Below are 7,455 nucleotides of genomic sequence, written 5' to 3' on the forward strand. Positions count from 1 at the left end.
TATATTTGTGTCCGCGCAACGAAGGCGCGGGGAAATGGAGAAAATCATGAAACAAATCAAGACAGAAGATGCAATAGGGGCAGTATTATGTCATGATATTACTGAAATTGTGAGAGGCGTTAGAAAAGGCGCACGCTTTAGAAAAGGTCATATCGTAAAAGAAGAAGATATTCCTGTATTGTTGTCTTTAGGAAAAGAAAACCTCTATGTATGGGAAAATGATGAGACTATGATGCATGAAAATGAAGCAGCAGAAGTATTATGCAAGCTGTGTCAAAATGATCATATGTCTACAACAGAAATTAAAGAAGGCAAAATAGAATTAATTAGCACTATTGATGGCTTATTTAAAGTGAATAAAGAAAAGCTATTAGAAGTGAATCGTATGGGTGAAATGATGATTGCGACAAGAAACGGAAATACAGTTGTTCATTCTGGTGATCATCTCGCAGGTATGCGTATTATTCCGTTAGTTATTAAAAAGGAAAAGATGGAAGAAGCATCAAAAATCACTGATACACCAATACTTGAAGTAAAGCCTTTTGTATTTAAGAAAGCAGCTATTATTACTACAGGAAGTGAAGTCTATAAGGGACGTATTAAAGATACATTTACTCCTGTTATTATTGATAAATTAAAGGAATATGATGTAGAAGTTGTATTCCATAAATTATGTCCAGATGATCCGGATATGGTGACAAGTGCTATACAAGAAGCACTTGACACGCATGTAGATATAGTAATCTGTACTGGTGGTATGAGTGTTGATCCAGATGATAAGACGCCACTTGCAATCAAGAATACAGGGGCCAATATTATTAGTTATGGTTCACCTGTTTTACCAGGTGCGATGTTCTTATTATCATATAAGGGAGATACACCAATTGTTGGTTTACCAGGATGTGTGATGTATGCAAAAAGAACAGTTTTTGATTTAGTTCTTCCTCGACTTGTAGCCAATGATCCAATCACTGCTGATGAACTTGCAATGCTTGGTGAAGGTGGTTTGTGTTTAAACTGTCCACAATGTACATTCCCAAATTGTGGTTTTGGAAAGGGCTGGTAGGATGACATATCATAATCCTGAAAAATTTAATTTTAGACTCAGACTCTTTAATGAAGAACCCTGTTTTGGAAAAGGTGTCTCACAGTTATTACATTTATGTGATGAGTATGGCTCTTTAAGTAAGGCATGTGAGGTTATGGGGATGTCCCATTCTAAAGCATGGAAGATATTAAAAAGAGCTGAAGAAGATCTAGATATGAAGTTATTAGAACGAGTATCTGGAGGAAGTAATGGAGGAGGAAGTGTTTTAAGCGAAGAAGGAAAGACATTATTAAAGAAATATGATGAATTTCAGAAAAGAATAAAAGACTTCGCAGATGAAACATTTCATGAACTATTTAATGAAGAAAGATAAATATTTGATTATTGCGTTTGATTCTACAAGCCATGCACTAGACTTAGAGGATAAAGCAAAAAATAAAATGCAGGGAAGATTAATTCCTCTTCCAAGAGAAATAGAAGCAGGTTGTGGACTCTGTTTTGCCTCTTTAGACCTAGACCAAGAGAAATGGCTTGGATTCTTAAAAGAAGAACATGTACAATATGCTTATATGAAAGAGGTGATTTTCTAATGAGCGAGAAGATTTACTGTCAGGGTGGAGGATGCAGCGCAAAGCTTGGCGCAAAGAAGCTCTCTCGTATCCTTGAAAAGATTGATAAGTATGAAGATCCAGACTTATTAGTAGGCTTTGATAGTCATGACGATGCATCTGTATTAAAGATAACGGAAGATAAAGGAATTGTCTCTACATTGGATTTCTTTCCTCCAATGGTAGAAGATCCTTATCTATATGGTCAGATTGCAGCCACCAATGCATTAAGTGATGTTTATGCTATGGGCGGTGTGCCTAGAACGGCTTTAAATATTGTTTGTTTCCCAGATGAAGAAGATTTAAATATATTAGGAAGAATTATTGAAGGTGGGAATGATAAGTTAAAAGAAGCTCATGTAACACTATCTGGAGGGCATTCTATTAGAGATACTTCTATTAAGTATGGCTTAAGCGTGACTGGTATTGTGGATGTTGATTCTATTAAGACAAATAATAATGCCCAGACGGGAGATGTACTTATTCTTACTAAGAAATTAGGTGTAGGTATGACACTCAATGCGATGCGTATGAAAGACGCATCGCCAGAAGTATTAGATGATGTCTTTAAGAGTATGACAACACTTAATAAGTATGCTGCAGAACTACTTAAACCATATGATGTTCATGCACTGACTGATGTCACAGGTTTTGGTTTAATGGTTCATTTAAATGAGATGTTAGATCATAAAAAGAGTGCAATACTTTATGGAAACAATATTCCTTATTTTAGAGATTGTCCTTATTATGTAGATGAATTCTATTTAAGTGGTGCTGCTCAGATAAATAGAAATAGTGTAGAAAAAGAAGTTGTATTTGAGAAGGAAAACTTTTTCTTAGAAGAAATTATGTATGATCCTCAGACAAGCGGAGGACTACTTGCAAGTGTTGCGAAAAAAGACTTGGATGACATACTTGATGCATTTAAAGAAGCAGGAAGAGAATGTTATGTTATTGGAGAAGTTGTTGATTTAAAAGATAAAAGTATATATGTAGGAGAATAAAAATGAGGAAGTTGGATGCAAGAGGATTAGAATGTCCATTGCCAGTAGTTAAAACTAAGGAATTATTAAAGGAAAGCAGTGAAGCTGTAGAAGTATTAGTAGATAATGAAACAGCTGTAGAAAACTTAAAGAAGTTTGCGAAAGTAAAAGGTTATGATGTCGTAAGTAGTAAAGTCAACGAAGATTATACTGTAGTCATCAGTTCAGGTGAACAGGTTGTAGAAGAAAAGAAGGCTGATAATATCTTAAAAGGACAGATTGTAGTTCTCAGCAGTGATAGAATAGGCAGTGATAAGGAATTAGGAAAAATCTTAATGAAATCATTTATCTTTGCGCTTACTAAGCAAGATGTCTTCCCAGAAACAATTATTTTTTATAATGAAGGTGTTAAGATTACGACACATGTTGGTGATACAGTGAATGATTTATTATTCTTAGAATCTGAAGGTGTTGAAATTGTGAACTGTGGAACATGCTTAGATTTCTTTAAGTTAAAGGATGATTTAAAAGTGGGCAGCATTACAAATATGTATGATATTGTAGAAAGAATGGAAAAGGCTGAAAAAGTCATCAAGCCTAACTAATATGGATAATCTTGTAGTAGTAAGAGGTGGCGGTGATATTGCGACTGGCACTATTTATAAGCTTGCCCGCTGTGGTTTTCATATTCTTGTATTAGAAATTGCCCACCCAAGCGCGATTAGACGCAATGTTGCATACTCTGAAGCAGTATATGACGGTCAGAAGGAAGTAGAAGGTATTGAATGTGTATTGATTCATTCACTTAATGAATTAGAATCTGTTTTTAAACACAATAAAATTGCGATGATGGTAGATCCTCAAGGGACTTTTATTGATATCTTAAAGCCAGAAATAGTGATTGATGCGATACTTGCAAAAAAGAATATGGGTACTTCAAGAAATATGGCGCCTATCACGATAGGTTTAGGTCCTGGATTTAATGCAGGAAAAGATGTGGATATCGTAATTGAAACAATGCGAGGACATCGCTTAGGCCGCTTGATTGAAGAAGGACCAGCAATGAAAAATACAGGTATTCCTGGACTTATTAAAGGATACGGGAAAGAACGTGTTATTCATGCAGAAGTAGAAGGCACAGTTCATCAGATAAAGAAGATTACGGATACAGTTGAATAAGGAGACGTGCTTGCTTATATAGAAAACAAGGAAGGTCAGCATCCTGTATATGCTTCTATGTCAGGGTTACTTAGAGGTTTGATTCGAGAAGGTTATTATGTCACAAAGGGCTTTAAGATGGCAGATATTGATCCTCGTTTAGATGAATATGAGAACTGCTTCACTATTTCAGATAAAGCAAGATGTATTGCAGGTGGTGTATTAGAAGCCATCTTCTATTTAAGAGGTCAGCATGATTTATCTTGATCAAGGGGCAACAAGTTTTCCTAAACTGCCCTCTGTTAAACAGGCAGTAATGGATGCACTTGACCACCATATGAATGCTCAAAGAAGTACAGGCGCTTTTAAGACAGATCGTCTTTTATATTCAACTCGTAAACTCATTTCACAGTATTTTAATCTACCTTCTTTTGACCATGTGATTTTTAATAGTGGTAATACAGAAAGCTTGAATACATGTTTAAAAGGAATCTTATCAAAAGATGATCATGTCATTACGACTTATGCAGAACATAATTCTGTCTTAAGACCACTTCGTCAAATAGGAGTTGATTTAACTGTTACAGCACCTTATAAGGAAGATATTCTTGAAGAAATAAGAGAAGACACAAAGATGATTGTAATGACGCATAGTTCTAATGTGACAGGAGAACTCTATGATATAGATGCCATTGGTCAAATAGCCTATGAAAATCATATCCTATTTGTGGTTGATAGTGCACAAAGTGCAGGTCATATCTCTATTGATATGCAGAAATCTCATATTGATTTGCTTACTTTTAGTGGTCATAAGGGATTACTAGGAATGAGCGGTGTAGGAGGAATCTGTGTCAATACAGATATATTCATTCAACCACTTAAGACAGGTGGGACAGGCATTGATTCCTTTAATAAAAAACAGCCTGATAGTTATCCAGAACACTTAGAAGCAGGTACTTTGAATATACCTGGTATTGCCTCTTTAAATGCAGGTATGACTTATTTATTAGAACATCAAAAAGAGATAGAAGAAAAAGAAAAACAGCTTTTTGATGCTTTATATGAAGGTATGAAACATATTAACGGAATCACATTCTATTGTGATTATGATACATGTAGCCATACACCTATCATTGCCTTTAATCTTGAAGATTATGATTCATCTAAGATCAGTGATGTTTTAAGTTATAAATATGATATCATTACACGCTGTGGTGCCCATTGTGCACCACTGATGCATACACATCTTAATACAGTAGAAAGAGGTATTGTACGCTTCAGCTTATCATTTATGAATAGTATGGAAGAAGTCAATACTGTCATTGATGTCTTAAAGGAGATGAGTGAGGAATGATCATTAGTATTATTGGGTCAGGTGGAAAAACAACACGTATGAAGGAACTACTTTTTAAGTATAAGGAAGAAGGAAAAACTGTTCTTATGACGACTTCTACACATATGCGTATAGAATAAGATACTTTAGTTGATCCTACTTATGAAGAAATTCATGAAGAAATAAAAAACAAAGGCTATGCCTTTGCAGGAAACCGTTTTGATGAATCTAAGATCAAGGCTTTAGATCAGGATTTACTCAAACAATTAAAAAAAGAAGTAGATGTCATTTTAATTGAAGCAGATGGTTCAAGAGAATTTCCTCTTAAAGTACCAGCTGATTATGAACCTGTTATTGATGAAGATACTGATGAAATTATTTTGATTACTTCTATGAAAGGATTAGGAAAACGAGTCAAGGATGTTGTACATCGTTATGAATTATTAGACCTTGATCCAGATAGAATAGTAGATGGTGCGCTTATTCAATATCTTGTGAGATATTATTTAAAGAGATATCCTGATGCAGTTATTGAAGTCAAGCAACCTGAAGGACTTTATCAAAGAGCTTTAGCTTCTTTAATAGAACACAACGTAGATGTGACATGTATACAAAAAGAGTGGTTCATGCCCCAGCCAAAATTAGTATTACTAGGTGCAGGACATGTCTCACAATATGTAGAAAAAACAGCGCATCTATTAGATTTTTATACAATAGTCATTGATAATCGTGAAGAATTTGCGAATAAAAATATCTTTACAGAAGCCCAGGAAGTGCATTGTGTCAATTATGAGGAAGCAGAACAGTATTTTCCAAAAGAAGAGAATACGTGTTATGTTATTGTGACAAGAGGCCATAAGGATGACAAGGTTTGTCTTAAAAAGGCCCTTGATCAAACAGCGCTCTACATAGGGATGATTGGAAGCAAAGGCAAAGTGAAAAAGACTATGGATGTCTTAATAGACGAAGGTTATGATGAAGATCTATTAAAACAAGTTCATGCACCTATTGGTCTTCCTATCAATTCACAAACACCTGCAGAAATTGCGATAAGTATTATGGCTGAAATTATACAGATTAAAAATACGCATCAATACTCTACAATGATAAGTAATCTCTATCATACAAAAGAAAAAGGTACTCTTTGTATCATTACTTCCAAAGAAGGGTCTGCACCTCGAGGGGTAGGAAGCATGATGCTTGTCACTGATGATCACATCATTGAGACAATTGGTGGAGGACGTGTCGAATACCAGGCAATATGTGACGCTAGAAATGAAGAAGGTATACGTTCTCATCACTATGAACTAAGTAATAAAGAAGGTGCAACACTAGGTATGATTTGTGGTGGTCGTAACGATGTATTATTTATTCCATTAAAGTAGAAAGCGTACAGGGTTGATCAGTTTGTATCACAATACTATTTGATAAAATATCATCATAAAGTAATATACGATTGTTAGAAAACATATAACGTTGAACACGTGACTTATCAAAATCTACAATCAGTTGATCAATAAAAGAAGGATGAAGTTTATTTTCTATAGAATGACATATTTTTAGAAAAATATCGCTTGATTCTTCTTTTTTTATTTTATAAACATATAAATAAGATCTCATAATTCTCACCTCTATAACTATTATATATATTTATAAAATAAAATGCGTTATGTATCCCTTCGACAACTCCTTGAATGAGGCGCTTATTTAAAATATGTGAAAATTTAGTGAAACATCTTTGTTTTTACACATAATATATTATGTTATGATAGAAAAAAGGAGAAAATCTAAGTAACTGAATATGTTGACTATTGTGTTTGAATGTGCTTATAGAGGAACGTTAAAATGAACACATCAAATATCAAAAATTATAAGCCAAAAGATTTTGCCAAACTTTTAGGTGTTTCTGTTAAGACATTACAACGTTGGAACAGAGAAGGTACTTTAAAGGCAAACCGAACTCTAACTAATAGGCGTTATTACACATATGATCAGTATCTACAATTCAAAGGTATGAATATTGAAAATGATAAACGTCAGGTGGTTATTTATGCCAGAGTGTCTACAAAGAATCAAAAAGATGATTTACAAAATCAAGTTGCATTTTTAAGACATTTTTGCAATGCGAAAGGAATTATTCTAGAGCAGTGTATTGAAGGTTATGGAAACCGTGTAACGATTTATTAGATGAAGTAATGGAACGGAAAATCAAAGCCACAATTTGAATCCCCACAAACCATAGGCTAGTGAAAAAATATTTTATTAACGCCGATTAATAGGTGTTCATGAAGCTGAACTTGATGCATGGATTTTTCATTTGTACTA

The 7,455-nt window shown here is 34.3% G+C and carries 11 protein-coding genes and 1 pseudogene; 11 read left to right on the forward strand and 1 reads right to left on the reverse strand.

Annotated elements, in window-relative coordinates; all coding sequences use genetic code 11:
• Positions 1 to 46 precede the first annotated feature (46 nt).
• The 10 genes and pseudogenes from ACT8VG_RS05255 to ACT8VG_RS05300 all read left to right on the forward strand — a co-directional run bounded on the left by ACT8VG_RS05255 (position 47) and on the right by ACT8VG_RS05300 (position 6,515).
• Positions 47 to 1,066, forward strand: a complete 1,020-nt coding sequence (locus ACT8VG_RS05255; protein ID WP_217107043.1) for a molybdopterin-binding protein — start codon at positions 47 to 49, stop codon at positions 1,064 to 1,066.
• A 1-nt stretch (position 1,067) separates the two neighbouring features.
• A complete protein-coding gene (locus tag ACT8VG_RS05260) occupies positions 1,068 to 1,421 on the forward strand; it encodes a winged helix-turn-helix domain-containing protein (protein ID WP_217107042.1) in 354 nt (117 codons plus the stop codon).
• Entirely contained in the window at positions 1,408 to 1,638 is a 231-nt protein-coding gene (locus tag ACT8VG_RS05265; RefSeq protein ID WP_226793761.1) for a DUF3343 domain-containing protein, read from the forward strand. Before ACT8VG_RS05260 ends, ACT8VG_RS05265 begins: the two co-directional genes overlap by 14 nt.
• Complete coding sequence (gene selD / locus ACT8VG_RS05270) at positions 1,638 to 2,660, forward strand: selenide, water dikinase SelD (RefSeq protein WP_217107040.1); 1,023 nt, start codon at positions 1,638 to 1,640, stop codon at positions 2,658 to 2,660. The genes ACT8VG_RS05265 and selD overlap by 1 nt, the downstream gene beginning before the upstream one ends.
• A 2-nt stretch (positions 2,661 to 2,662) precedes the next feature.
• Complete coding sequence (gene yedF, locus ACT8VG_RS05275) at positions 2,663 to 3,244, forward strand: sulfurtransferase-like selenium metabolism protein YedF (RefSeq protein ID WP_217107039.1); 582 nt, start codon at positions 2,663 to 2,665, stop codon at positions 3,242 to 3,244.
• Position 3,245: 1 nt separating this feature from the next.
• Entirely contained in the window at positions 3,246 to 3,818 is a 573-nt protein-coding gene (gene yqeB / locus ACT8VG_RS05280) for a selenium-dependent molybdenum cofactor biosynthesis protein YqeB (protein ID WP_444195340.1), read from the forward strand.
• 6 nt (positions 3,819 to 3,824) lie between these two features.
• A complete protein-coding gene (locus ACT8VG_RS05285) occupies positions 3,825 to 4,064 on the forward strand; it encodes a hypothetical protein (RefSeq protein WP_444195341.1) in 240 nt (79 codons plus the stop codon).
• Positions 4,051 to 5,151, forward strand: a complete 1,101-nt coding sequence (locus tag ACT8VG_RS05290; RefSeq protein WP_444195342.1) for an aminotransferase class V-fold PLP-dependent enzyme — start codon at positions 4,051 to 4,053, stop codon at positions 5,149 to 5,151. The genes ACT8VG_RS05285 and ACT8VG_RS05290 overlap by 14 nt, the downstream gene beginning before the upstream one ends.
• Positions 5,148 to 6,188: pseudogene (gene yqeC, locus ACT8VG_RS05295) on the forward strand (selenium cofactor biosynthesis protein YqeC); the annotation flags it as partial. The gene ACT8VG_RS05290 and the pseudogene yqeC, both read left to right, overlap by 4 nt.
• Before the next feature lie 45 nt (positions 6,189 to 6,233).
• Positions 6,234 to 6,515 carry an XdhC family protein gene (locus ACT8VG_RS05300; RefSeq protein ID WP_444195343.1) on the forward strand — a complete coding sequence of 94 codons (282 nt, stop codon included), beginning with the start codon at positions 6,234 to 6,236 and terminating at the stop codon, positions 6,513 to 6,515.
• On the opposite strand, the gene ACT8VG_RS05305 is transcribed toward ACT8VG_RS05300, so the two are convergent.
• A complete protein-coding gene (locus tag ACT8VG_RS05305; RefSeq protein ID WP_187011455.1) occupies positions 6,499 to 6,750 on the reverse strand; it encodes a hypothetical protein in 252 nt (83 codons plus the stop codon). The genes ACT8VG_RS05300 and ACT8VG_RS05305 overlap by 17 nt on opposite strands.
• 225 nt (positions 6,751 to 6,975) lie before the next feature.
• Between ACT8VG_RS05305 and ACT8VG_RS05310 the strand changes: the two genes are divergently transcribed.
• Positions 6,976 to 7,317: a MerR family DNA-binding transcriptional regulator gene (locus ACT8VG_RS05310; protein ID WP_217107035.1), complete on the forward strand. Its 342-nt coding sequence runs from the start codon at positions 6,976 to 6,978 to the stop codon at positions 7,315 to 7,317.
• Positions 7,318 to 7,455: the final 138 nt, after the last annotated feature.

Source organism: Catenibacterium sp., from assembly GCF_052354645.1.
Classification (GTDB): Bacteria; Bacillota_I; Bacilli_A; order Erysipelotrichales; family Coprobacillaceae; genus Catenibacterium; species Catenibacterium mitsuoka_A.